Source organism: Shimia sp., assembly GCF_049116215.1.
Taxonomy (GTDB): Bacteria; Pseudomonadota; Alphaproteobacteria; order Rhodobacterales; family Rhodobacteraceae; genus Shimia.
Genome location: NZ_JAGDZB010000007.1, coordinates 105,745 through 129,761 on the forward strand (window position 1 = coordinate 105,745; position 24,017 = coordinate 129,761).

Sequence of the window (24,017 nt, forward strand, 5' to 3'; positions counted from 1 at the left end):
CTTGGCCGACCTTCACCGCGTATGTCGTTGGTCCCCTGATCCGGCAGGGCCGTCGAAGTTTACCTTGCAAGCACGGCAAGCCAGTTTCTAGGGTGAGTACGCCAGAATTTAAGCGGTTTTGCGCTTTTGACCCAAACGCAAAATACGCAGCCAGGGGGACAGACATGAGCACACCACTACTCTCCATCAAGGGGTTGACCAAAACCTACCCCGGCGTGGTGGCCAACGATGATGTCTCGTTCGACATCGGCACCAACGAAGTACACGCCCTGCTTGGTGAAAACGGCGCCGGCAAATCCACGCTTGTAAAAATGATCTACGGCCTGGTGAAGCCCGACAGCGGCACCATGACCTGGAACGGCCAACCCTTTGCCCCGCCCGAACCCAAAGCCGCCCGCGCCTCCGGCGTCGCAATGGTGTTTCAGCACTTTTCGCTGTTTGACGCGCTCTCGGTGGCGGAAAACGTCGCGCTTGGCATGGAAAACCCTCCCGCCATGCGTGATCTCGCCCGCCGCATCCGCCGTGTGTCTGAAACCTATGGCCTGCCGCTGGACCCCAACCGCACCGTGGGTGATCTTTCTGCTGGGGAACGTCAGCGCGTGGAAATCATCCGTTGCCTGTTGCAAGACCCCAAACTCCTGATCATGGACGAACCCACCTCGGTTCTGACCCCGCAAGAGGTCGAGATTCTGTTTCAGACGCTGAACAAGCTGAAGTCTGAGGGCACCTCGATCCTCTACATCTCCCACAAGCTCGAAGAGATCCGCACGCTCTGTGACCACGCCACCATTTTGCGCCTGGGCAAAAACGTGGGGGAATGTGTGCCTGCCGAAACCTCAGCCCGCGATATGGCGGAAATGATGGTCGGCGACACCTTGCAGACCCCAACCCGCACCACCGAACAGGCGGGCGAGGTTGTTCTGGACGTGTCCGGCCTCACACTGGAGCCCACCAACCCGTTTGGCACCACGCTCAAGAACATCCACTTCACCGTGCGTGCCGGTGAAATTCTTGGTATTGGCGGCGTGGCGGGCAATGGCCAGGACGAGCTGCTATCCGCGCTTTCCGGTGAATCCCTCACCTGGCCGGACTCCATCAAAGTCAAAGGCCAAGACGTCGCCAATCTCGGCCCCAATGCGCGGCGAGAGATGGGCATTCTTGCCGCGCCCGAAGAGCGCCTTGGCCACGCCGCCGCACCTGACCTGAGCCTGACAGAAAACGCCTTGCTTACCGGTGCGATCCGCGAAGGCCTGACGAACAACGGTTTTGTGAACTGGGCCAAGACCAATGAATTTGCCGACACCATCATCAAGAAATTCGACGTGCGCACGCCAGGCAACCACGTCGCCGCCCGCGCGCTCTCTGGCGGCAACCTGCAAAAGTTTGTGATTGGCCGCGAAGTGCTACAGCGCCCCGAAGTGCTGGTGGTGAACCAGCCGACATGGGGCGTGGACGCCGCCGCAGCTGCCTCGATCCGACAGGCGTTGCTGGATCTGGCCGCAGGGGGCGCCGCGATTGTGGTGATCTCACAGGACCTCGACGAGTTGATGGAAATCTCTGACCGCTTTGGCGCGCTAAACGAAGGTCGCATGTCCGACATCCGCCCCGCCGCCGGTCTCTCGATTGATGAAATTGGCCTGATGATGGGCGGTGCCCACGGCATGGAAGTTGCCCATGTGGGCGAAGATGACAAAGAAGGAGCAAGCGCATGATCGCGCTGGAGAAACGCCCCACCCCGTCCCGCGCCCTGTCGCTTTCGACACCGCTGATCGCGGTGATCATCACCATGATCATGGGCGGCTTGTTGTTTTCTGTTTTGGGCAAAAACCCGTTTGAAGCCATCCGCACCATCTTCTGGGATCCGGTATTTGGTGAATTTGCCTTCTACTACCGCCCGCAGCTCTTGGTGAAAGCCGCGCCCTTGGTGTTGATCGCCATTGGCCTCTCGCTAGGCTTCAAAGCCGGCATCTGGAACATTGGCGCCGAAGGCCAATACATCATGGGCGCGATCTGTGGCGCCGCTGTGGGGCTGGCCTTTTATCCCACCGAAACCCGCTTGATCTTCCCGCTGATGATTGTCGCTGGCGCGCTGGGGGGCTGGGCCTGGGGCATGATCCCCGCGCTTCTGAAAGTCCGCTTTGGCACCAATGAAATTCTTGTCTCGCTGATGCTGGTCTATGTCGCAGACCAGCTCTTGGCCTCCATGTCGCTTGGCCTGCTGCGCAACCCCGAAGGCATGGGCTTCCCTGGCTCACGTAGCTTCACCAGCTACCCAGCGGGCAACAGCTGGATCAACGAAGAGATTGGCCTGCACTGGGGCATGGCCTTTGCCTTCATCGCTGTGATCTTCTCTTACATTCTACTGAACCGCCACATCCTGGGCTTCAATATCCGTCTGACCGGCGAAGCCCCACGGGCCGCTCGATTTGCAGGGGTGAACCCCACCCGCCTGATCCTGTTCTGCCTTGGCACCTCCGGCGCACTGGCGGGGTTGGCTGGTCTGTTTGAGGTCTCCGGCCCGTCCGGCCAAATCAACATCGACTTCGCATCGGGCTACGGCTTCACCGCCATCATCGTCGCCTTCCTCGGCCGCCTGCACCCCGTCGGCATCCTGCTCGCAGCCCTGCTGATGGCGCTGACCTACGTGGGCGGCGATCTGGCGCAGGGCAACCTCGGCCTGCCCTCCGCTGCTATTCAGGTGTTTCAGGGTATGCTCCTGTTCTTCCTGCTCGCACTGGATCTGCTGACCAACTACCGCGTCGTGCTAAAGAAAAAGGGGGGGGCGTGATGAGTACCGCTTTTCAAATTTTTCAGGGTGCCCTCGGCGGCCTCATCGCGTTCTTCTTTGCCATACTCTTGATGGATTCAGGTTTGAGCGCCTTTAAGGAAATCGTCCTGTTTGTTGTCATCGGCGCAGCAATCTATGGCGCTGTTTGGTTCTTGCACAGAGCAGTGGACGGTACCAACAGAGCAAATCAAAATTCCGTCTCAAATAGCCTCCCACTCAAAGTCGGCGCAGGCTTCTTCATTTTTGCCTCAATTAAAGCTGTGGGAGTGCACGCATAATGGACCTTTCCGCAATCAATCCCGTCCTGCTCATTGCCTCTCTGATGGTTGCAGCCACCCCGCTCCTGCTGGCCGCAATTGGTGAACTTGTGGTCGAACGCGCAGGGGTTCTGAACCTCGGTGTCGAAGGCATGATGATCATCGGCGCCATCGCCGGCTTTGCCATCGCGGTAGAGACCACCTCTCCGATGCTGGGTCTCGTGGCCGCTATGGTCGCAGGCGCTGTTTTGTCTCTCCTCTTTGCCTTCTTGACCCAGTTTGCCCTCGCTAACCAAGTCGCCTCCGGTCTGGCGCTCACCTTGTTTGGCCTTGGCCTCTCCGCGCTGATGGGACAATCCTACGTGGGCATCAAACCCCCCGCCATGGCCAAGCTCGACATCCCGGTGTTGTCTGACCTGCCGGTGATCGGCCCGATCCTGTTCAGCCACGATCCCGTGCTCTACATCGGCATTGGCCTCACCGCCGCAGTTTGGTGGTTCCTGAAGAAATCTCGTGGCGGTCTGATCCTGCGGGCGGTTGGCGAAAGCCACGACGCCGCCCACGCGCTTGGCTACAACGTCATCCGCGTGCGCATCCTTGCCATCATGTTTGGCGGCGCCTGTGCCGGCCTTGGAGGCGCCTATATTTCCCTGATCCGCGTCCCACAATGGACCGAAGGCATGACCGCCGGGATCGGCTGGATCGCTCTGGCGCTGGTGGTCTTTGCCAGCTGGAAACCATGGCGCGTGTTGCTGGGTGCCTATCTTTTTGGCGGAATCAATGTTTTACAGCTCAATCTACAGGCGGCAGGTATTGCCATCCCAGTCGAATACTTGGCAATGTCGCCCTATCTGATAACCATCCTCGTTCTGGTTATTATGTCGGCTGACAAAAGTGGCGCACCCGCCTCGCTTGGCCGCACTTTCCACGCCTCGCAATGAGGCACCAATTAAAAAACTGCCACCAACAGGGGGACTACCCGAAATGAAACTGACCAACCTTTTGACAAGCGCAGCTGTCGCGCTCGGTCTGGCAACCACCGCCATGGCCGACACCACCAAAGTCGGCTTTATCTACGTTGGCCCCGTGGGCGACGGCGGCTGGACCTATGAGCACAACAAAGGCCGTTTGGCTGTGGAAGAGCACTTTGGCGACAAGGTCGAAACCACCTTTGTTGAGAACGTGCCGGAAGGCGCCGACGCTGAGCGCGTGATCACCCAAATGGCGCTGCAGGGCGCTGACCTGATCTTCACCACCTCTTTTGGCTACATGGACCCAACCATCAACGTTGCCAAAAAATTCCCAAAGGTGAAGTTTGAGCACGCCACCGGCTACAAGCAGGCTGACAACGTGTCCGTTTACTCCGCACGCTTCTACGAAGGCCGCGCGGTTCAAGGCCACATCGCGGGCAAGATGACCAAAACCAACAAAATTGGTTACATCGCATCCTTCCCGATCCCAGAAGTGATCCGCGGCATCAACTCCGCCTACATCCACGCCAAGAAAGTAAACCCAGACGTCGAGTTCTCCATCATCTGGGCCTACACCTGGTTTGATCCTGCCAAAGAAGCTGACGCTGCCAAAGCTCTGATCGAGCAAGGCGCGGACGTGATCCTGCAGCACACCGATTCCACCGCACCTCAGGCCGCTGCGCAAGCCGCTGGCAATGTTGTGACCTTTGGTCAGGCGTCTGACATGGGCGAATACGCCCCATTCCCACGCGTGTCCTCGATCATCGATGACTGGGCACCTTACTACATCGCCCGCACCCAAGCCGCCATGGACGGCACCTGGGAATCTGTTTCCACTTGGGACGGTATCGGCGCAGGCATGGTTGGCATTGGTGAGATTTCCGACGCGGTTCCAGCAGACGTAAAAGCAGAGGCTCTGGCTCTGGTTGAGTCTCTGGCAGACGGCTCCTACCACGCCTTCACCGGCCCGCTGAACAAGCAGGACGGCACCCCATGGCTGGCAGAAGGTGAAACCGCGCAGGACTACGGCGACGACGGTCTGGCTGGCATGAACTTCTACCTGGAAGGCATCACCGCCGAGATCCCGAACTGATCTGACCGATCAGTCAGCACTCAATTCAAAGGCCCGTCCATTTGGCGGGCCTTTTTTATTGAACTATCCTCGTTTTTTACACCCGCCACAGTCCTCGTGCGACCTGAACCCGGAGTCAGAACGAGATATGGTAACTCGCGTGCAATCCATAGTCGCGTGTATTTTCCAGCACGTGCCCAGCATCCACATCAAACCGCAATGTCCCGATACCCGCCTCCCGAGACACACCAAAGCCAAACCGCGGCTTTGTAAAACGACTGGTGTCATTGACACCATCCTCCACAACCGAATGCTCCAATGCCAAACTTGCATAGGGTGCATATCCGTCCAATGTTGCCGGGCGCAGCTTCACCCGCGTGCCCAAACTGGCTGTGCGCGCTGAAATCGAGCGGGCCGACACGAAAACCCCATTGGCAAAATGATCCGGTTGGCTTTCATGAAAACTGCTGATCTGGGCAAATGGCGACAGATCAAAACGCCCCATCTCAACGTCCCCATGCAACGAGATGCCACCACTCCACCGAGTTGATTGAAACCCGTCAGCGCCAATCTCATATTCCGGCTCTGAATAGGTCAGATGCCCTTCCAATGTTAGGTTCTGGGTCAATCGCGTCGCAAAGAAAGGCCCCACACTATAGGACCGGTCCTTGATGTGTGTTCCCTCACTGTTGTCCACATTCAACCGCCCTGCATGCACGACAACACCGAGCAATGCATTGCCATCCGCAATCAAGCGATCCACGCCCAGCGCGACATTGTCATGGGTTCCGTCAATCCCCCCGTCCAAAAAGCGCCGCTCCGCCGAGAGCCATGCATTCCATACGGCGCCGGCACCTTGGTTCAACGAGTCGGTTGAAAGGAAAATGTCGTTGCGGCTTACAGCGTCAAACCCGCCCCCACCAAACCGACCGGCGCTATTGGCCAGCAGCGCCTTTGACACACTGCTCAATTGCGCGCTTGCAGCCCCATTAACGGCCTGACCAAACTGCGCTTTCCACGCACCGACTCTCGCAGCGCTCACGCAGCTGACATCGACAATGGTGGTCGCATTATCCGATTCCACGTACTCAAAGGTGAGGTCATGATTATCAGTACTTTCGGCGATGAAGGAAAAATAATCGTCGTCGTTCAAGCTCTGATAGGTGAATTCGATTTCATGCCCCACCTCGTCGTTGGCAGTAAACTCAAATCGCGTTAGATAGGGACCCACAAACTGGAAGTTCACCTGATCGTTTTCTGACAGGGCGCCACTGAAACGAGCTGTGCCTTTTTGCTCTGAACCAGGGGCGTTCTCCCCTAAAGTGTACCGCCGGGCCTCTGTATCTGTGTAGCAATCCAAAACATGAGCCACGTTCCAGTTCTCGGCCTGCGCCCGCGATGGCCCCAAAGCCAGGGTCGCGAGCCAAACACAGAATGCTTTTCCCAAATACGTTTTTGAATGTTTCAAGACCATGCGGCACAATCCAAGGTAAATTTGTGAACACAGTAGTCGCGCAATCTTTATTTTCTGTAATGACGTGACATGGCCTTAAGAAACAAAACGGCCCACCAAAATGGTGGGCCGCATAAGATTGTTGCTTCGTAAAAGCCACTAGCCAGAGATCAGGCCCAAGCTTTCCAGCTTCAGGATCACCTGATGGGCACAGTTGTCCACATCAGCCCCTTCGGTTTCAACGCTCAGCTCTGGGTTGGCAGGCACGTCATAGGGGTCAGAAATACCGGTGAACTCTTTGATCTTGCCTTCGCGCGCCAGCTTATAAAGCCCTTTGCGGTCACGACGTTCACATTCCTCGATCGACGTCGCCACGTGCACTTCAACAAAGGCACCAAAGGCTTCAATGTCTTCGCGGACAGCGCGACGGGTGGTGGCATAAGGCGCAATTGGCGCACAGATCGCGATACCACCGTTTTTGGTGATCTCAGAGGCCACATAGCCGATACGACGAATGTTCAGATCGCGGTGCTCTTTGGAGAACCCCAGCTCTGAGGACAGGTTTTTCCGCACAATGTCGCCATCCAGCAGCGTCACGGGGCGGCCACCCATTTCCATCAGCTTGACCATCAAAGCATTTGCAATGGTGGATTTGCCGGAGCCGGAGAAGCCCGTGAAGAACACAGTGAAACCTTGATTGGCACGTGGTGGGCGGGTCTTGCGCAGCTCTTTCACCACTTCGGGGAAGGAGAACCACTCAGGGATTTCCAGACCTTCTGCCAGACGACGACGCAGCTCTGTGCCGGAAATGTTCAGGATGGTGACGTCGTCTTTGTCCTGAATTTCATCCATTGGCTCATACTGCGCGCGCTCCTGCACCCACACCATGTGTTTGAAGTCGACCATGGTGATGCCGATTTCTTCTTCATGGGCGCGGAACAGCTCCTGCGCGTCATAAGGACCGTAGAAATCCTCGCCGGCGGAGTTCTTGCCGGGGCCAGCGTGGTCACGACCAACGATGAAGTGGGTGCAGCCGTGGTTGGCGCGGATCAGACCATGCCAAACCGCCTCACGTGGGCCTGCCATACGCATCGCCAGGTTCAACAGGGACATGGAGGTGGTGGACTGTGGGTATTTGTCCAGAACCGCCTCATAACAACGCACGCGGGTGAAGTGATCCACGTCGCCCGGCTTGGTCATGCCGACAACAGGGTGGATCAGCAGGTTGGCCTGCGCTTCTTTCGCGGCGCGGAAGGTCAACTCTTGGTGCGCACGGTGCAGTGGGTTGCGGGTTTGGAACGCAACCACTTTGCGCCAGCCCATTTTGCGGAAGTAGGCGCGCAGCTCGTTTGGCGTGTCGCGACGGGCGCGGAAGTCATAGTGCACAGGCTGTTGAATGCCAGTCACCGGACCACCGAGGTATACTTTGCCGGCGTGGTTGTGCAGGTAGTTCACCGCAGGATGCGCATCGTCATCCGCACCAAACACTTTTTCCGCTTCAACGGCTTTGTTGGGCACCCAGTTGTCGGTCACGGTCATGGTGGCAAGGATCACGCCTTCCTGATCGCGCAGCGCAATGTCCTGACCTTCTTCCAGACCCGCGGCAAATTCCTCGGACACATCCAGGTTGATCGGCATTGGCCACAGGGAGCCATCCGCCAAGCGCATGTTCTCGACCACGCCGTTGTAGTCTTCTTCGGTCAGGAAGCCTTTGAGCGGGTTAAAACCACCGTTCATCAGCAGTTCAAGGTCGCAGATCTGGCGTGGGGTCAGATCCCAGCTGACCAGATCAGCCGCTTCGACTTTCAGCTTCTGGGCGCTTTCATAAGAAACGTAGAGCTCAGGAATAGGAGCCAGGTTGTTTTGCATTGGATGTGTCCTGTGTTTGATAGGGACCAGGCCGCTTGCCGAGCCTGTCAGTTCCGCATGCAGCGCATTGTATTCTGCGAGCTTGCGGGCGAGAAATTGGTCTGTGAGCCGCACTTTCTCCGCCGCACCACGCGCGGTGAGCGAATAGGCAAACCTTTGTCGCTTGTCCGGGCCCGCGCGATCACTAATGGTAATCAGCCCGGCTTCTGCCGCAGCGCGCAGTTGTGCATTCAAACGCCCCAAAGAAATCCCCACCGCCGCCGCTGTGGCGCGCTGAGATGCTTCTGGCGCCTGATCAAGCTGGCGCAGAAGGCGGAAGAGCACGTCTTCCTCATCTGATGTGGGTTTGGCGGTCTGAAACGACATTACAAACGACTCAAAGTGTGTTCACGCGTGAACACATAGGGCGGTTTGGCAAAATCTCAAAGCCCTATTTGGCTTTTGCATAGCAAACATGCCGCCGTTGCAATGCTGCAACGCAGCGCGATCTCACACCGTTTCGACCTGCCTGGACAGCACCGCAGGCAAGGTCGCCGCCCGCTTCAGCGCCAATGCCCGCACCGGCTGCGCCACCCCCCGCAGCTCCAACACTTCAAGGCTGTGCGCTTCGGGATCATGCCCCGCCGCTGCCAGCACGGCTTCTGACACCAACACCTCCACGCCCAGCGCTTTGGTCTGCCCTTCCAGCCGGCTAGCCGCATTCACCGTGTCGCCAATGATGGTGCGTGGCGCGAGGTTCACCGCGCCAATCTCACCCAACACCAAATCCCCCAAATGCAGCCCCATGCCAATCGCCACCGGCTGCGCATTCTCCGCCTTCAAGGTCTGGTTAAACACCTGCAACGCCGAACTGATCCCCGCCGCCGCCTCAATCGCCGCTTTGGCAGACGCCTCCTCACTGTCGAGCTCAAACACCGCCAGCAGCCCGTCGCCAAGATACTTGTCGACCGTGCCACCCGCACCGGTGATTGAGGGTACAATCGCATCAAAGAACCGGTTCAACAGAAACACCACATCATAAGGCAGCTGCCCCGTGGTGCGCGCAGTGAAACTCCGCATATCCAGAAACAAGATCGCCAGCCGCCGCTCTTGCCCCAGGCTCTGATGCGCCCGTGCCTGCTGCCCGTCACTGCGAAACACCCGCAATACCGTCGCAGGTTCCTTGGGCCGCAACTGACAGGCCAGCCGCGCATTGGGCGGAGCGTTGACCGCCGCCAGACTGTCCGCCTCTGCCTTCTCCGGCGGATGCAACAATTCCGCGCCATCCTCGACAATCACCCGACAGGTGGTGCAGCGCCCACGCCCGCCACACAGCGCCATATGCGGCACCCCGGCCACCCGCGACATCTCCAGCAACGTCATGCCTGGCTGGCCCGAAATCTCCGGCCCATCGACATAGCGAATACGCACCGCTCGACGCGCGCCAATAAACCGCCGCCCGTAATGTATCACCATGGTCAGCACCACGAGCCCGACAAATATGCCCAGCAAACTGCGGTTGATCTCCGCCAACCGGGCAAAGGTCTCCGCCGTCGGGAAGCCATAACTCTCCCGCAAGGCCGCGCCGCCTTCCGGATCAAACAACCGCATATTCTGCAACCGCCCCTGCACCAGAAACCCGGCCAGCGCAAAGGCCGGCACCAAGGTCGCCAGCGACAACATCACCGGCAACACCCGCCGCCACGCCGGCAGCACCCGCAACCACATATGCAGGCCAATACAGGCATGGATCCACACCACCAAAAGCAACGCCGCCTGCTGCCAGCCTGTGGGCGAATTCCAGATCAAACCGGCAATGAAGCCCATCTCCGGCTCGACCTCAAACCGGTTCTCCGCCACCCGCGTGTGCACAATATGGGTCATCAACAAGAGCGGGATCGTCAGCCCCAACAGCACCTGCCCCGCCTCTGACGCAGGCATCCGCAGCGTGCGCTTGCGCGCCAACCGATATAGCGCCAGCCCCATATGGGTCAGCAACGCGCCATAGAGCACCAGCCCGCCAAACGGACCCTCGGTAAGCTCCTCCAGAAGCTCCTGCCCGCCCTGCATAAGCTCGAGGGAAAACAACCCAAGCCCTACATTGGTGAAGTGCCACAACACATAACAAAACAAGATCAATCCCGACACAATGCGCGCCTTTGTGCGCCAATTGCCCTGCCACAATCTGTTCACCGGTACCGTCCTTTACCTGAGGTTCCTCAGTCAAAGACTGACCAACCCCATCCCCGCGGTCAAGGCGCAGCCTTCTGCGCATTTCCGCACAACCCAAAACGAAAACGGGGCCGCAAACACGACCCCGCCCCGATCTCACTTTCGCAAGAACTTATTCGTTTTCAGCGATAAACTTCTCCGCATCCAGCGCCGCCATGCAGCCCATGCCCGCCGAGGTCACCGCCTGACGGTACACATGGTCGGTCAGATCACCGGCTGCAAACACACCTGGAATGGAGGTCTTAGACGTGCCCGCCTCAACCTTCACATAGCCCCCGTTGTGCAGCTCCAGCTGGTCTTTCACCAACTCGCTTGCAGGCGCGTGGCCAATCGCAATGAACACACCTTTTGCCGGGATCTCTTTGATCTCGCCCGTCTCCACGTGCTTCACTTTCACACCGGTCACACCCTTGGGCATGTCGTCGCCAACCACCTCTTCCAGCTGGTGGAACCACAGCGTCTCGATCTTCTCATTTTTGAACAGGCGGTCCTGCAGGATTTTCTCCGCCCGAAGCTCGTCACGACGGTGGATCAAGGTCACCTTGGAGGCAAAGTTGGTCAAAAACAGCGCTTCCTCAACAGCGGTGTTGCCACCACCGACAACCACAATCTCCTGCCCCCGGTAGAAGAACCCGTCACAGGTCGCACAGGCAGACACACCAAACCCCTTAAACGCTTCTTCGCTCTCCAGCCCCAGCCACTTGGCTCGTGCGCCGGTCGCCAGAATGACCGCATCCGCCGTGTACAACGTGCCGCTGTCACCTTTGGCCTTAAACGGACGCTCGCTCAGATCCAGATCCGTGATGATATCGCCGATGATCTCACAACCCATGGCTTTGGCGTGCTCTTCCATCTTCTGCATCAGCTCAGGGCCCTGCACCTCCACAAACGACGGGTAGTTCTCCACCTCGGTGGTGGTGGTCAGCTGCCCACCCGGCTCAATACCTTGCACCAGCACCGGCTCCAGCATCGCGCGGCTCGCATAAACGCCCGCTGTGTAGCCCGCAGGCCCGGAGCCAATTATCAGAACCTTGGTGTGTTTCGTCTCGGCCATGAAAGGCACCTTTCCGCGTTGCAAAGTCTAAGTCGCTAGCCGATATAGCCCTCCACACACGTCAGGAAAAGCCCAAGACCAAAAACCAAAACGTGTGGTCCAAAAAATCAGCAGTCGGCAGAAAACCGTAAAAGGATATTGCGCTAACACGAAATATAATTGCGTGCCTGCCCTTTGATGCTATAACAACCGCAAAATTGACCAACGAGACGAGCTACATGCCCGGACACCGGCTTGATCCCATCGATCGCAAAATCCTCGCAGAGTTACAGGCCGACGGCCGCATGACCAATGTGGAACTCGCCAAGCGAGTCGGCATCTCCGCGCCCCCCTGCCTGCGCCGCGTGCGTACGCTGGAAGACGCAGGCTACATCCGCGGCTATCACGCCGACGTCGACAGCCGCGCATTGGGCTTTGAGGTGCAGGTCTTTGCCATGGTGGGCCTTGTCAGTCAGGCCGAAGCGGACCTGTCCGCTTTCGAGGAACGCTGCCGTGATTGGCCCTTGGTACGCGAGTGCCACATGCTCAACGGCGAGGTGGATTTTATCCTGAAATGCGTCGCCCCGGACCTCAGCACTTTTCAGACCTTCCTGACCGAAGATTTGACCTCCGCCCCCAATGTGGCCAGCGTTAAAACTTCACTGGTGATCCGCGGCGCCAAAGACACGCCGGGCGTGCCGTTTGAAGTGCTCGAAGAGCGGCTCAGCCGCGACGCCTAAATCCTCACATTCGGGTTTTGGGAACGCCTCACGTTGCAGCGAGGCGTTGTCCTTCTTATCGACCGCGGTTTAAGGCTGCCAGTCCTGAAACGGCGCGTGCACTTGCTCTGCCGCCGCTGCATAGCGCGCGTCAGATTTCGCTGCGACCACCGCCGCAGACAAGGCCGCGTTCAACGCATCCCCCTCAGCGCCTGTCGGCACAATCAAAGTTGAATCCCAAACGGCATACATGGCGCGGTGTAAATCGATCATGTCCCCGGCTTTGATCAATCCATCCACAGCATCCTGCTCCATGATGAAAGCATCGGTGCGCCCTTTGGCCAGTTTTTTAAGCCCAATTTCGATTGATGCGACCTCATCTACGGCAAAATCAAAGAAATGCGCATGTCCAATCATGGTCTCGACCCGCAATGCAGAGAAATCTGAGCCCGCATCCAAAGGCGCATCTTTACGCGAGTACACCACAAACGTGACATCCAAGAGCGGCTCATCAATATATTGGAATTCCGGCGGACTGCCTGCACCGGTATCTATCAACGGCGCATGTACATCTGATTTACGCGTGGCCACATTCTGGATGGACCGGCCGAACGGAAAAACTTGATAGCTAAAGTCGCCCCCGTCGTAGTGCTCGTCCACAATGCGCAACAGATGCGGCAACGCCCCTTCCGCCCCCCCATTGCCATCTGATGCGGCCAAGCCGGGAATCTCCGCCAAGCTGACGGACAACTCCGCTGCATATAGGGGGGTCATCAGGCACATCATGCCCAAAGTGGCTGCCAATTTTTTCATGATTTTTCTCCTTCTCCAGAAATCGAGAAGGAGGCTAGGGTCGAAAATCCTAACCAAGTTTAAAAGAAAAAACCTTCGCGTTGGTGCTTTTTCGCGGCATTTTAAACTGCTCACCATGCGATGCAAAAGCACCCCCAAAACTGACATTTTTAGCAGTCTAAATACCTTCCTGAATTTGGTCATTTACGTTTGGCCGCCTTCGACCTGGACCAACTATGAGCCGAATCATCCAATACACTCCATACAGGCGCCGCAATGCAAAATCTGGACAAATCACCTCCCATCGAACCCACTTAAATCGATTATCATATTGTTTTTAAATTATTATATCAATTTGCCTTCAAGATTACTTGAGATCTTAACCTACCTCAAACGACCTCAAGAGGCTTTTATGCACGTTCTCACCGTTATCGATCATCCCAACCCCAACTCTTTCAGCCACGCCGTCGCCACCCTCTTCATGGCCGGAGCAGAAGCCGCAGGGCACAGCACCGAGCTGGCCGACCTGCACGCCGAAGGCTTCAATCCTCTCTGGACCATGGCGGACAGTGAGAGCAACGGCGTGACCAACGTGCCCGCTGATGTGATCCGCGAGCAGGCGCGCATTGCCCGCGCCGATGCCATCTGCCTGATCTTCCCGCTGTTCTGGTGGGGCATGCCGGCCATGACCAAAGGCTGGCTCGACCGCGTCTGGAGCTGGGGCTGGGCCTACGATCAGCTCGACGACTCCGAAAAATCCCTGCAACGCAACCGCAGCGGTCTGCTGCTGATCCCAGCTGGTGCGCGCTCTGATGAAGTAGAAGGCAAAGGTTACCGCGCCGCGCTCGACACCTGCTGGACAAAAGGCACCTTTGGTTTCTTTGGCTTCTCGCCCCGCCGCATGGAATTGCTCTATGGCTCCAAAGGCTCAGAGCCTCGCCGCAAGGCCCTGCTCCAACAAAGCTATGATTGCGGCATTGCCCTACCTCCGCCAGCGACAGAATGAGGCCGCACGGCGGAAAACGTTAAGAGGTGCGGATGCTGGCATGAATCCCAGAACCGCACCTCCACATAACAGCCGTGATACCGACGCTATACCGACGTGCTTTTCAAAATGCGCAAAAGCAGCCGGGAAAAGTTAATCGCGCGTCACACGTGGCTGGTCAGCCCGCCATCCACACGCCAGTTCTGTCCTGTTACATAGCTGCCTTCTCCAGCCAGATAACTCACCAGGGAAGACACCTCCTCGCTGCGCCCATAGCGCCCCATCGGAATACGCGCCTTGCGATCTTCGGTTTCCGGCAGGCTGTCGATGAAACCCGGCAAGATATTGTTCATACGCACATTTTCGGCAGCAAACTTGTCGGCAAACAACTTGGTGAAACTCGCCAAACCCGCCCGAAACACACCAGACGTCGGGAACAGCGGGTCCGGCTCAAACGCTGCAAAGGTAGAGATATTGATGATCGATCCGCCCCCTTGCTTGGCCATAATCGGCGCCACAATCCGTGCAGGCCGGATCACATTCATCAGGTAATACTCCATCCCGAGGTGCCAATCGTCGTCACTGATCTCCAGAATGTCCCCTTTGGGACCATGCCCCGCAGAATTCACCAGAACATCCACCCGTCCCCACGTGGAAAGCGCTTTATCCACAAACACTTGCAGATCTTCCTGCACAAGATTGGACCCGGTCACCCCAACCCCGCCCAACGCGTCAGCCAAAGCTTCCCCTTTTCCGGAAGAGGACAAAATCCCCACCTCAAAACCGTCTGATTTCAATCTCTTAGCCGCATCCGCGCCCATGCCGCTGCCACCAGCGGTGATCAGTGCCACTTTGGTCATATCAAGCTCCTTTTAAGGCTCGACATTGCCCAATAAAACGACTTTTGACCAATCATGCTTCATCGCCTAGGGTGTAGAAAAGCTATATTCGAGACCAATGACCCGCATCAATCTCAACAGCCTGTCCATGTTTGTCGCCGCCGCCCGCCATGGCAGTTTTCGACGTGCAGCTGAGGCGCTGCATCTGACGCAAGGCGCCGTGGCACAACAGGTGCGCAACCTCGAAAAACAGACCCAGATACAGCTGTTTCACCGCTTGCCGCAGGGGCTGTCCCTGACTGAAGAAGGCCGTGCCTATCACGAGACTGTCTCTGCCGCATTACAGCAGATCGAAACCGCCACCCGTGCCCTGAAACCCGCGACACAGTCTATCACCCTGTCGGTGCCGCCCTCTTTGGCCTCAAAATGGTTGGTGCCTCGTTTGGCGAACTTCGCAGCTCAGCACCCGGACATCTCCCTGCACATCCATGCATCGGAAACCCGTACGGATTTTGCCAAAGACCCGGTCGACATTGCCATTCGACAAGGGGAGGCGCCCACAGTGCCCAACACACACTGCGAACCGCTGGCGCCCTTGGATCTGGTCGCCGTGGCGAGCCCTTCGACCAGCGCCACGTCGCTCTCTCTAACCGACACTGTGGCGCTCCCCTTGATCGAAGATGGACACAACCGTTGGAAAACCCTCTGTGAAGACAATGATTTACCGTATCCAGACACCGTACTATCCTTTAACCAAACCGCACTAGCCATTGACGCTGCGATCACAGGCCAAGGCGTTACCTTGGCCCCGCGCCTGCTTGTTCAAGACGCGTTAAATCAAGGCCACCTGATCGTTCTTTGGCACCCCACCGAAACCTCAGAGGCTTACCACCTGCTGCACCCCACGTCCCGTCACAGACACCGCAATGCGGTTGTGTCCTGGCTCAAACAAGAGGTCGCTACTGGGCCCAACACCACACCTCTTGCCTGAGGGCGCAAAAACCCCTTTCCCCATGATGCTTCACATGGCAATTTCCTGCCATGACGCAGACAATTTCCAGCCCCGACGGCACCCCGATCAGCCGCTTTGCATTCGGCACCATGCAGTTTGGCGGCACCGCCTCCGAGCGCGACAGCGCCGAGATGTTCGAGGCCTGCCTAGACGCGGGCATCACGCATTTTGACACGGCCTACCTCTATACCGACGGCGCCAGCGAAGAGATTTTGGGCAGGCTTATCGCACCACATCGCGAGCGATTGGTGATCGCCACAAAGGTTGGCTACCGTGGCGGCGCGGGTGCAGAAAATCTACGATCGCAATTTGATGCCTCCCGACAGCGGCTCAACATGGATCACGTCGACATTCTCTATTTGCACCGCTTTGATGCGGACACGCCAATTGAAGAAACCCTTGAAACTTTTGCGCAATTCAAAGCCGACGGGCAAATCTCTCACGTCGGTCTTTCCAACTTCGCAGCCTGGCAAGTTGTAAAAGCCGCCTGGGCGTCCTCAAAACTGAACCTCACAATCGACCTGTTGCAACCAATGTACAGCCTTGTGAAACGTCAAGCCGAAGTCGAAATTTTGCCAATGTGCGCCGACATTGGCATCCTGCCCGCCACCTATTCTCCCCTTGGCGGCGGGCTGCTCACCGGCAAATACAGCGCCCAAAACGCGCAGGGTCGCCTTGCCACAGATGAGCGCTACGCCGCCCGTTATGACGTGGACTGGATGCACAAAACCGCTTTCGATCTCGCCAATCTGGCCGCCGCACGGGACCTGCACCCCGCCACATTGGCCGCCGCCTGGGTCGCCAATCACAGCGCCGCGCCCAGCCCGATCCTCTCCGCGCGCAACCTCGCGCAGCTCGCCCCCTCGCTTGCCGCGACACGTTTTGACATCGATGACGCGCTCTACGCCGAGATCACCGCGCTCAGCCAAACACCCGCCCCCGCCACCGACAGATTGGACGAAGCATGATTGATTTCCTCATCATCGGCGGTGGCATCGGCGGCATCTCCGCCGCCGCTCGTCTGGCCCCTCTCGGCAAAACCGTTGTTTTGGAACGAGAATCTGCCCTCGGCTACCATGCGTCTGGACGGTCAGCGGCGATGTTTGAGCCCAACTACGGCTCCCCCAGCACCGTGGAACTCAGCCACGCCAGCGGCGATTTTTTCAAGCAAGAAGATGGTGGCTTCCTGTCACCACGCGGGGTGATGTTTCTCGCGGCCAAAGGCGAAGACGAGGCCTTCCAACGCTGCTGCGAGAGCTTTGACGCTGCGCAAATGGACCTACAGCAAGCCGTCGACATAGTGCCAATCCTCAACACGGATGCCATTGGCAATGTCGCGCATCACCACTCCGGTGAAGACATCGACACGGACCGGCTGATCCAATGGTTTGCCAAGTTGTGCCGCGCCCACGGTGGCGCCATCCACACTGGGCAAGAGGTGACAAAAATCACCAAACTTTCAGATGGCTGGGAGGTGCACACCAAAGATCAGGTGTTTCGTGCCAAAATGCTCCTGAACGCTGCGGGTGCATGGGTGGACGAGATCGCCAAGCTGGCAGGCATCACGCCTCTCAACGTCACGCCCCTGCGCCGCTCCATGGCGCGTATTCCGGCCCCGGGCGGGCATGACGTCAGCACCTGGCCCATGCTGCTGGACATCCACGAAAACTGGTATGCCAAGCCAGATGCGGGCAGCCTGATTGTCTCCCCCGCCGAAGAAGACCAAATGCAGCCGTTTGACGCCTGGCCGGACGATATGGTCATTGCCGAAGGTCTGGCGCGGTATCAGGAGTTTGTCACCGAAGAGGTCACCCGCGTCGAAGCCAGCTGGGCTGGCCTAAGGACGTTTTCACCGGATCGCAATCTGGTGATTGGCCCTGACGCGGCGGAGCCAAGCTTCTTTTGGGTCGCTTGCCAGGGCGGCTACGGCTTCCAATCCTGTCCTGCGGTCTCGCAACTGGTCGCGGACCTGGTCACCGGGCAAGCCTCCCCCATCGATCCAAAGGTCATCGCCGCCCTTGCTCCCGCGAGGTATGCCTGATGCCCCGCCGCCTCAACCTGCCGGACAGCGCCTCTGTCGCTACGCCAGACAGCGATGGCAAACTCTTTGCCCCCTCTGCCGCGCGCAACGTTGAACCACTGGCCAAAGCGCTGGCGCCTTTTGTACCACCCTCCGGCCGCGCCTTGGAGATCGCCAGTGGCACAGGGCAGCATGTGGTCGCCTACGCACAGGCGTTTCCAGACACTCATTGGCAGCCCACCGAGATCGACACCAATCGTATCACCAGCATCGCGGCCTATCTTTCAGAGGCTGCGCTCCCCAACGTGCAAGCGCCGATCCTGCTTGACGCAACCTCGCGGGGTTGGGGCACACAAACTGCCCCTGTTGATCTGATCCTGCTCAGCAATCTGCTGCATTTAGTCAGCCAATCCGAAGCCGAAGTGCTCATCTCAGAAGCCGCGCAAGCCCTGGCGCCCGGCGGATGCCTTGCCATATACGGGCCATTTTCGCGGGACGGCGTGTTGGTCAGCGACGGCGACGTGCAGTTTGACGCCAGCCTGCGTGCCCAAGACCCTGAGCTAGGCTACAAATCGGACTCCTCCATCCAAAACTTCGGCGCGTCCTGCGGCCTCACACAGAATGAACCAATCGAAATGCCCGCCAACAACCTGCTCCTGACGTGGCATGCCCCCACCTAGAACGCTACGTCACACGTTCTCTTTTTGCGCCACACCTGATCGAAATCAAATTCACATTCTCCAAGCGGAATATGATGCGCACAAACCAAGGAGATTCCCATGAGCTGGACCGACAAGATTTCTGAAACCCGCAACCAATTGCGCGGATTGAACAAAGCCATCCCCGACACCGCCCGCGCGTTTGGCGGTTTGAGCAAATCCGTGAAAGAAGGCGGTGTACTGGACGTTAAAACCAAAGAGTTTGTCGCCCTTGGAATGGCTGTGGTCAGCCGCTGTGAGCCCTGCATTTCGTTGCACTGTGACGCCTTGGTGCGCGCGGGTGCCACCAAAGAGGAAGTCGCCGACGTATTGGCCATGGCGATCCAGATGGGGGGCGGTCCCGCAATGATGTATGCCGCAAAAGCACAGGAATGCTTTGAGGAGCTTTCCGCGGGCTGACACTCTGCAACACGCCACTTATGGTGGGCTCAAATTGATCCACAACACATTGGACCCACCATGCGACGCACCCTTGTCTTGGCCAGCTTTCTGGCTTGCACTTCCGCTGTCTCCGCACAGGCTTCTGACATCTCAAGCTGGAACTTCGGCTCCGGCGACACCATCACTTGGGGCGATGTTGAAGAACTGCGCAAAACCATCTTTGAGACCTTTGACGCAGACGGTGACGGCGCGTTGAGCAACGAGGAGTACACCGCCTTTGACAAATCTCGCGCAGAGGCTGCTGGCAAAGACGCCTCCTCCCTGCTGCTCCGTGCGGTGTCCGGCTTGGGCCGTGAAAACACCGACTTGAACCTCGATGGCTCAGTGACACGTTCCGAGATGGAAACCGCCCTGCGCAGCTGGTTTGACCGGATCGACCGCGACAAGGACGGCGTGATCACCAAAGGCGAATACTAAACCCAAAAACGCCCCGCACATTGGCGGGGCGCTTTCTTTTGATCTGAGATACTTAGCCGTTTTGACGGATGGTCTCATTTTTTGGATCATAAGGGCTGTCGCAGGTCACGGTGGCATCCCACAACTGGTCCAGCATTTTCACTTTAAGCTTGGTGCCTTCCACCGCCAGCTCCGGCTTGACGTAGCCCATGCCAATGCTCTTCTCAAACGCCACCGAGTATCCGCCGGAGGTCAAACGTCCGACCCGCTCACCTTCCGGCGTATAAAGCACTTCACGGCCCCATGGGTCCGCATCTTCCGGCCCGTCGATCAGCAACGTACAACACTTCACCCGCACGCCCAGCGCTTCCATCTCGGCTTTGCCGTGGAAGTCTTTGGACAGGTCGATAAAGCGCGGCAGGTCAGCCTCAGCAGGCGTCGCATCACGGCCCAGCTCGGTGCCAAAGGCGCGGTAGCTTTTTTCCTGACGCAGCCAGTTCTGCGCCCGCGCGCCGACCAGCTTCATGTCAAACTCCGTCCCCGCCTCAGTCAGCAGATCCCACAGGTAGTTTTGCATCTCAATCGGATGGTGCAGCTCCCAACCAAGCTCACCGGTATAGGCCACACGGATCGCATTCACCGGACACATGCCCAGCTCGATCTGGCGCGCCGACAGCCAAGGGAAGCGCTTGTTGGACAGTGCGGTGTCCGGCTCCGCATCGCTGATGACCTTTTTCAGCACATCCCGAGATTTTGGACCGGCAATGGCAAACACACCCCATTGCGTGGTCACATCCTGGATCTCGATGTAGCCAAACTCCTCCATCTTGTCCTCGGCCGCCTTGCGCAGGAAATCCGCGTCATATTCGGTCCAAGCCCCTGCGGACACAAGATAATAGGTATTCTCGCCATTGCGCACGATGGTGTATTCGGTGCGCGTGGTGCCCGCCGCCGTCAACGCATAGGTCAGGTTGATGCGACCGACTTTTGGCAGCTTGTTACAGGTGAACCAATCGAGGAACTGGGTGGCACCGGGGCCTTTGACCACATGTTTGGTAAACGCCGTCGCGTCGATCAGGCCCACACCCTCACGGATCGCCTTGGCCTCATCCACGGCATATTGCCACCAGCCACCGCGACGGAAGCTGCGAGACTGCTCGTCAAAGTTGGATGGCGCGTCCAGCGGGCCGTAGTAGTTTGGACGTTCCCAGCCATTGACCCAACCAAACTGCGCGCCTTTGGCTTTCTGCCGGTCAAACGCTGGCGACGTGCGCAGTGGACGCGCCGCAGGGCGCTCCTCGTCTGGGTGGTGCAAGATGTAGACGTGCTCATAGCACTCTTCGTTTTTGCGCGCGGCAAATTCGGTGGTCATCCAGTTGCTGCTGTAGCGTTTGGGGTCAAGGCTTGCCATGTCGATCTCGGCTTCACCGTCGACCATCATCTGCGCCAAATAGTAGCCGGTGCCGCCCGCCGCAGTGATGCCAAAGCTGAACCCTTCTGCCAGCCACATATTGCGCAGACCTGGCGCCGGCCCAACCAGTGGATTGCCATCCGGTGTGTAACAAATCGGCCCGTTGAAATCATCTTTCAAACCGGAGTCGGCACAGGACGGCACACGCTCGGTCATCGCCATGTACTGTTCCGCAATCCGGTCGAGATCGAGTGGGAATAGATCGGCACGGAAGCTGTCCGGCACGCCGTGCTCAAACCGCGCTGGCGCACCGTGTTCATAGATGCCCAAAATCCAGCCACCACGCTCTTCACGCGCATAAGATTCAGAATCCGCATCCCGCACCACAGGATGTTCCGGATTGCCTGCTTCACGCCATTTCACCAGCTCCGGGTCCTGATCCATCACGATGAAAGTGTGTTCCACCGGGATCGCCGGCATCTTGATGCCCAGCATTTTGGCGGTGCGCTGCGCGTGGTTGCCCGACGCGGTCACAACATGCTCTGCCGTGATCACAACTTTCTCGTCGCTTTCAACCAGGTTGCCGCCTTTCTCCACCATCTTGGTGCAGCTGACTTCCCAGTTGGTACCGGTCCAGTGGAACGAATCCGCCTGCATCTTGCGCACGATCTCCACGCCCCGTTGACGGGCACCTTTGGCCATCGCCATGGTCACATCTGCCGGATTGATATAGCCGTCCTCGGTGTGGAACAGCGCGCCTTTCAGGTCGTCGGTTTTAATCAGAGGCCAGCGCGTCTTGATCTCATCCGGCGAGAGCCACTCGTAAGCGACACCACAGGTCTCCGCAGTTGAAGCATAGAGCATAAACTCGTCCATGCGCTCCTGTGTCTGCGCCATACGCAGGTTGCCCACCACGGCAAACCCCGCATTCAAGCCGGTTTCTTCTTCCAGCTGCTTATAGAAATCGACCGAATACTGGTGAATGTGGGTCGTCGCATAGGACATATTGAACAGCGGCAAGAGGCCCGCCGCGTGCCATGTGGAGCCGGACGTCAGCTCATCGCGCTCAATCAGCATCACATCATCCCAACCCGCTTTGGCGAGGTGGTAGGCGATCGATGTGCCAACGGCACCGCCGCCAACAACAAGGGCTTTTACGTTTGTTTTCATGAGACAGGCGACTCCCCTGAGCATAATCCTTTTGCGCAAACTGTACCGAAACGGCGCAAAAACGCACGGTCCAGCCGACGCTTGAATGCACAATTGCGACGCCACGTTGCCGCAAAAAGCCTTGCTGCATCGCAGCGGGGGCATTACACCCCACAACCACCTTGAAGGGAGACAGGCAAGAAATGCGTATTTGCCGCTCGATTTCGGATTGCCGCGCTGCAGTCAAAGAGCTTCGCGCCGCCGGTGACACCGTCGCGATGGTGCCCACCATGGGCTTTCTGCACGCGGGGCACATGTCGCTTGTGGAAACCGCCAAGGCCGAGGCCAACCATGTGGTGGTGTCGATCTTTGTGAACCCCACCCAATTTGGCGAAAGCGCCGACCTGGAAGCCTACCCCCGCGACGAAGAGCGCGACCTTGCAATGCTACGCGAGGCGGGTGTTGCGCTGGTCTTCCTGCCGGAAGTGACCACCATGTACCCGGCCGGTGACGAAACCATCGTGGAAACCACCCGGCTTGCCAACATGCTGCACGGCGAAGTCCGGCCCGGCCACTTTCGCGGCGTGACCACCGTGGTCTCCCGGTTGTTCAACATTGTGCAGCCCGACGTGGCTGTCTTTGGCGAAAAGGACTACCAACAGCTTCAGGTCATCAAGCGCATGGTCGCGGATCTGCACATGCCTTTGACCATTGTCGGCGCGCCAACTGTGCGTGAGACAGACGGTCTCGCCATGTCTTCGCGCAACGTACGCCTCTCTGCTGAGGATCGCCAAGCGGCGCTTGTGCTGTCTCAGTCCCTCGCCGCAGCCGAAGCCGCCGCGACGGGTGCCACCGTAGTCGACCTGCACAAGGTCATCACCAACACCATTGCATCCGAGCCCCGCGCCACTCTCACCGGACTGGACATCGTCGCAGCGGAAACGCTCAATGCCATTGAGGGGCCACTTGCCGGCCCCACCGCCATCATGATCTCCGTTGCCTTTGGCGACATTCTTCTGATTGACCAAAGGGTTGTCACACCATGAGCACACAGACCCCCATCCGCCGCACCACCGTGCCACAGATTGCCAGCCGCAAAGGCGGCGAGCCGATTGTCAGCCTCACCAGCTACCACGCGCACACCGCCGCGATTGTCGACAAATACGCCGACTTCATTCTGGTCGGCGACAGCCTCGGCATGGTCATGCATGGCATGGAAAGCACCGTCGGCGTGCCGCTTGATCTTATGATCATGCATGGCAAAGCTGTTGTGCGTGGCACCCAAAAAGCGCTGGTCGTGGTGGACATGCCGTTTGGCACCTATGAGGAGAGCCCTGCCGTGGCCTTCCGCAACGCCGCCAAAATTATGAAAGAGACCAGCTGCGGCGCGGTGAAGCTCGAGGGCGGCAAGCGTATGGCAGAAACCATCCGCTTCCTGACCGAACGCGGCATCCCGGTGATGGCCCACATCGGCCTCACCCCCCAATCCAGCCACGTCATGGGCGGTTTCAAAACTCAGGGCCGCGATGAAGGCACCTGGGCGATACACGAAGAAGACGCACAGGCGGTGGCTGAGGCCGGCGCATTTGCCATTGTGCTGGAAGGCATGGTGGAACCGCTCGCCGCCAAGATCACCAAACAGGTGCCCATCCCAACCATCGGCATCGGCGCCTCCGCCGAATGTGACGGCCAAATCCTCGTGCTTGAGGACATGCTGGGGCTCAATGAATGGACCCCGAAGTTTGTGAAAGTCTACGGCGACCTCGGCCCCGCCATCGAGCGCGCAGTGAGCCAATACGCGGACGAGGTCAAAGACCGCAGTTTCCCAAGCGAAGACGAGGTCTACCGCTAAAGACAACAAAGCCCCGGTCCTGCACCGG

General features: G+C 58.3%; 22 protein-coding genes. 15 read left to right on the forward strand and 7 right to left on the reverse strand.

Annotation, left to right across the window (positions count from 1 at the left end; genetic code table 11):
• Positions 1-164: 164 nt before the first annotated feature.
• The 5 genes from JXR15_RS19255 to JXR15_RS19275 are packed head-to-tail and all read left to right on the forward strand — an operon-like array spanning position 165 to position 5,109.
• A complete protein-coding gene (locus JXR15_RS19255; RefSeq protein ID WP_422054815.1) occupies positions 165-1,712 on the forward strand; it encodes an ABC transporter ATP-binding protein in 1,548 nt (515 codons plus the stop codon).
• The gene (locus tag JXR15_RS19260) at positions 1,709-2,788 is read left to right on the forward strand and encodes an ABC transporter permease (RefSeq protein ID WP_422054816.1); all 1,080 of its coding nucleotides are present in this window, start codon (positions 1,709-1,711) and stop codon (positions 2,786-2,788) included. Before JXR15_RS19255 ends, JXR15_RS19260 begins: the two co-directional genes overlap by 4 nt.
• Positions 2,788-3,066, forward strand: coding sequence for a hypothetical protein (locus JXR15_RS19265; RefSeq protein ID WP_422054817.1), 279 nt, complete (start codon positions 2,788-2,790; stop codon positions 3,064-3,066). The genes JXR15_RS19260 and JXR15_RS19265 overlap by 1 nt, the downstream gene beginning before the upstream one ends.
• Positions 3,066-3,986 (forward strand): ABC transporter permease, encoded by a 921-nt coding sequence (locus tag JXR15_RS19270; RefSeq protein ID WP_422054818.1) that lies wholly within the window; start codon positions 3,066-3,068, stop codon positions 3,984-3,986. The genes JXR15_RS19265 and JXR15_RS19270 overlap by 1 nt, the downstream gene beginning before the upstream one ends.
• 43 nt (positions 3,987-4,029) lie before the next feature.
• Entirely contained in the window at positions 4,030-5,109 is a 1,080-nt protein-coding gene (locus tag JXR15_RS19275) for a BMP family ABC transporter substrate-binding protein (protein ID WP_422054819.1), read from the forward strand.
• A 115-nt stretch (positions 5,110-5,224) separates the two neighbouring features.
• Here JXR15_RS19275 and JXR15_RS19280 read toward each other — a convergent pair whose 3' ends face one another.
• The 4 genes from JXR15_RS19280 to trxB all read right to left on the reverse strand — a co-directional run bounded on the left by JXR15_RS19280 (position 5,225) and on the right by trxB (position 11,675).
• Positions 5,225-6,460 (reverse strand): autotransporter outer membrane beta-barrel domain-containing protein, encoded by a 1,236-nt coding sequence (locus JXR15_RS19280; protein ID WP_422054820.1) that lies wholly within the window; start codon positions 6,458-6,460, stop codon positions 5,225-5,227.
• 240 nt (positions 6,461-6,700) lie between these two features.
• Positions 6,701-8,776 (reverse strand): bifunctional sulfate adenylyltransferase/adenylylsulfate kinase, encoded by a 2,076-nt coding sequence (locus JXR15_RS19285; RefSeq protein ID WP_422054821.1) that lies wholly within the window; start codon positions 8,774-8,776, stop codon positions 6,701-6,703.
• A 123-nt stretch (positions 8,777-8,899) separates the two neighbouring features.
• A complete protein-coding gene (locus JXR15_RS19290) occupies positions 8,900-10,582 on the reverse strand; it encodes an adenylate/guanylate cyclase domain-containing protein (RefSeq protein ID WP_422054822.1) in 1,683 nt (560 codons plus the stop codon).
• A 151-nt stretch (positions 10,583-10,733) separates the two neighbouring features.
• Complete coding sequence (gene trxB, locus JXR15_RS19295; RefSeq protein ID WP_422054823.1) at positions 10,734-11,675, reverse strand: thioredoxin-disulfide reductase; 942 nt, start codon at positions 11,673-11,675, stop codon at positions 10,734-10,736.
• 218 nt (positions 11,676-11,893) lie between these two features.
• Between trxB and JXR15_RS19300 the strand changes: the two genes are divergently transcribed.
• The gene (locus JXR15_RS19300) at positions 11,894-12,394 is read left to right on the forward strand and encodes an Lrp/AsnC family transcriptional regulator (RefSeq protein ID WP_422054824.1); all 501 of its coding nucleotides are present in this window, start codon (positions 11,894-11,896) and stop codon (positions 12,392-12,394) included.
• Positions 12,395-12,463: 69 nt separating this feature from the next.
• On the opposite strand, the gene JXR15_RS19305 is transcribed toward JXR15_RS19300, so the two are convergent.
• Positions 12,464-13,186 carry a hypothetical protein gene (locus tag JXR15_RS19305; RefSeq protein ID WP_422054825.1) on the reverse strand — a complete coding sequence of 241 codons (723 nt, stop codon included), beginning with the start codon at positions 13,184-13,186 and terminating at the stop codon, positions 12,464-12,466.
• Between the two features lie 391 nt (positions 13,187-13,577).
• Between JXR15_RS19305 and JXR15_RS19310 the strand changes: the two genes are divergently transcribed.
• A complete protein-coding gene (locus JXR15_RS19310) occupies positions 13,578-14,171 on the forward strand; it encodes an NAD(P)H-dependent oxidoreductase (protein ID WP_422054826.1) in 594 nt (197 codons plus the stop codon).
• A 143-nt stretch (positions 14,172-14,314) separates the two neighbouring features.
• On the opposite strand, the gene JXR15_RS19315 is transcribed toward JXR15_RS19310, so the two are convergent.
• Positions 14,315-15,010, reverse strand: a complete 696-nt coding sequence (locus tag JXR15_RS19315; protein ID WP_422054828.1) for an SDR family oxidoreductase — start codon at positions 15,008-15,010, stop codon at positions 14,315-14,317.
• Positions 15,011-15,107: 97 nt separating this feature from the next.
• Here JXR15_RS19315 and JXR15_RS19320 point away from each other — a divergent pair, with 97 nt between their 5' ends.
• The 6 genes from JXR15_RS19320 to JXR15_RS19345 all read left to right on the forward strand — a co-directional run bounded on the left by JXR15_RS19320 (position 15,108) and on the right by JXR15_RS19345 (position 19,598).
• Positions 15,108-15,980 (forward strand): LysR substrate-binding domain-containing protein, encoded by an 873-nt coding sequence (locus JXR15_RS19320; RefSeq protein ID WP_422054829.1) that lies wholly within the window; start codon positions 15,108-15,110, stop codon positions 15,978-15,980.
• Between the two features lie 50 nt (positions 15,981-16,030).
• Positions 16,031-16,969, forward strand: coding sequence for an aldo/keto reductase (locus tag JXR15_RS19325; protein WP_422054830.1), 939 nt, complete (start codon positions 16,031-16,033; stop codon positions 16,967-16,969).
• On the forward strand, positions 16,966-18,042 hold the full coding sequence (locus JXR15_RS19330) for an NAD(P)/FAD-dependent oxidoreductase (protein WP_422054831.1): 1,077 nt from the start codon (positions 16,966-16,968) through the stop codon (positions 18,040-18,042). The genes JXR15_RS19325 and JXR15_RS19330 overlap by 4 nt, the downstream gene beginning before the upstream one ends.
• Positions 18,042-18,701 carry a DUF938 domain-containing protein gene (locus JXR15_RS19335; protein WP_422054832.1) on the forward strand — a complete coding sequence of 220 codons (660 nt, stop codon included), beginning with the start codon at positions 18,042-18,044 and terminating at the stop codon, positions 18,699-18,701. Before JXR15_RS19330 ends, JXR15_RS19335 begins: the two co-directional genes overlap by 1 nt.
• A 99-nt stretch (positions 18,702-18,800) precedes the next feature.
• Complete coding sequence (locus tag JXR15_RS19340; protein ID WP_422054833.1) at positions 18,801-19,139, forward strand: carboxymuconolactone decarboxylase family protein; 339 nt, start codon at positions 18,801-18,803, stop codon at positions 19,137-19,139.
• A gap of 60 nt (positions 19,140-19,199) precedes the next feature.
• The gene (locus JXR15_RS19345; RefSeq protein ID WP_422054834.1) at positions 19,200-19,598 is read left to right on the forward strand and encodes an EF-hand domain-containing protein; all 399 of its coding nucleotides are present in this window, start codon (positions 19,200-19,202) and stop codon (positions 19,596-19,598) included.
• 52 nt (positions 19,599-19,650) lie between these two features.
• On the opposite strand, the gene JXR15_RS19350 is transcribed toward JXR15_RS19345, so the two are convergent.
• Positions 19,651-22,158 carry a GcvT family protein gene (locus JXR15_RS19350; protein WP_422054835.1) on the reverse strand — a complete coding sequence of 836 codons (2,508 nt, stop codon included), beginning with the start codon at positions 22,156-22,158 and terminating at the stop codon, positions 19,651-19,653.
• Positions 22,159-22,340: 182 nt separating this feature from the next.
• Between JXR15_RS19350 and panC the strand changes: the two genes are divergently transcribed.
• The gene (gene panC / locus JXR15_RS19355) at positions 22,341-23,183 is read left to right on the forward strand and encodes a pantoate--beta-alanine ligase (RefSeq protein ID WP_422054836.1); all 843 of its coding nucleotides are present in this window, start codon (positions 22,341-22,343) and stop codon (positions 23,181-23,183) included.
• A complete protein-coding gene (gene panB / locus JXR15_RS19360) occupies positions 23,180-23,989 on the forward strand; it encodes a 3-methyl-2-oxobutanoate hydroxymethyltransferase (protein WP_422054837.1) in 810 nt (269 codons plus the stop codon). The genes panC and panB overlap by 4 nt, the downstream gene beginning before the upstream one ends.
• Positions 23,990-24,017 lie beyond the last annotated feature (28 nt).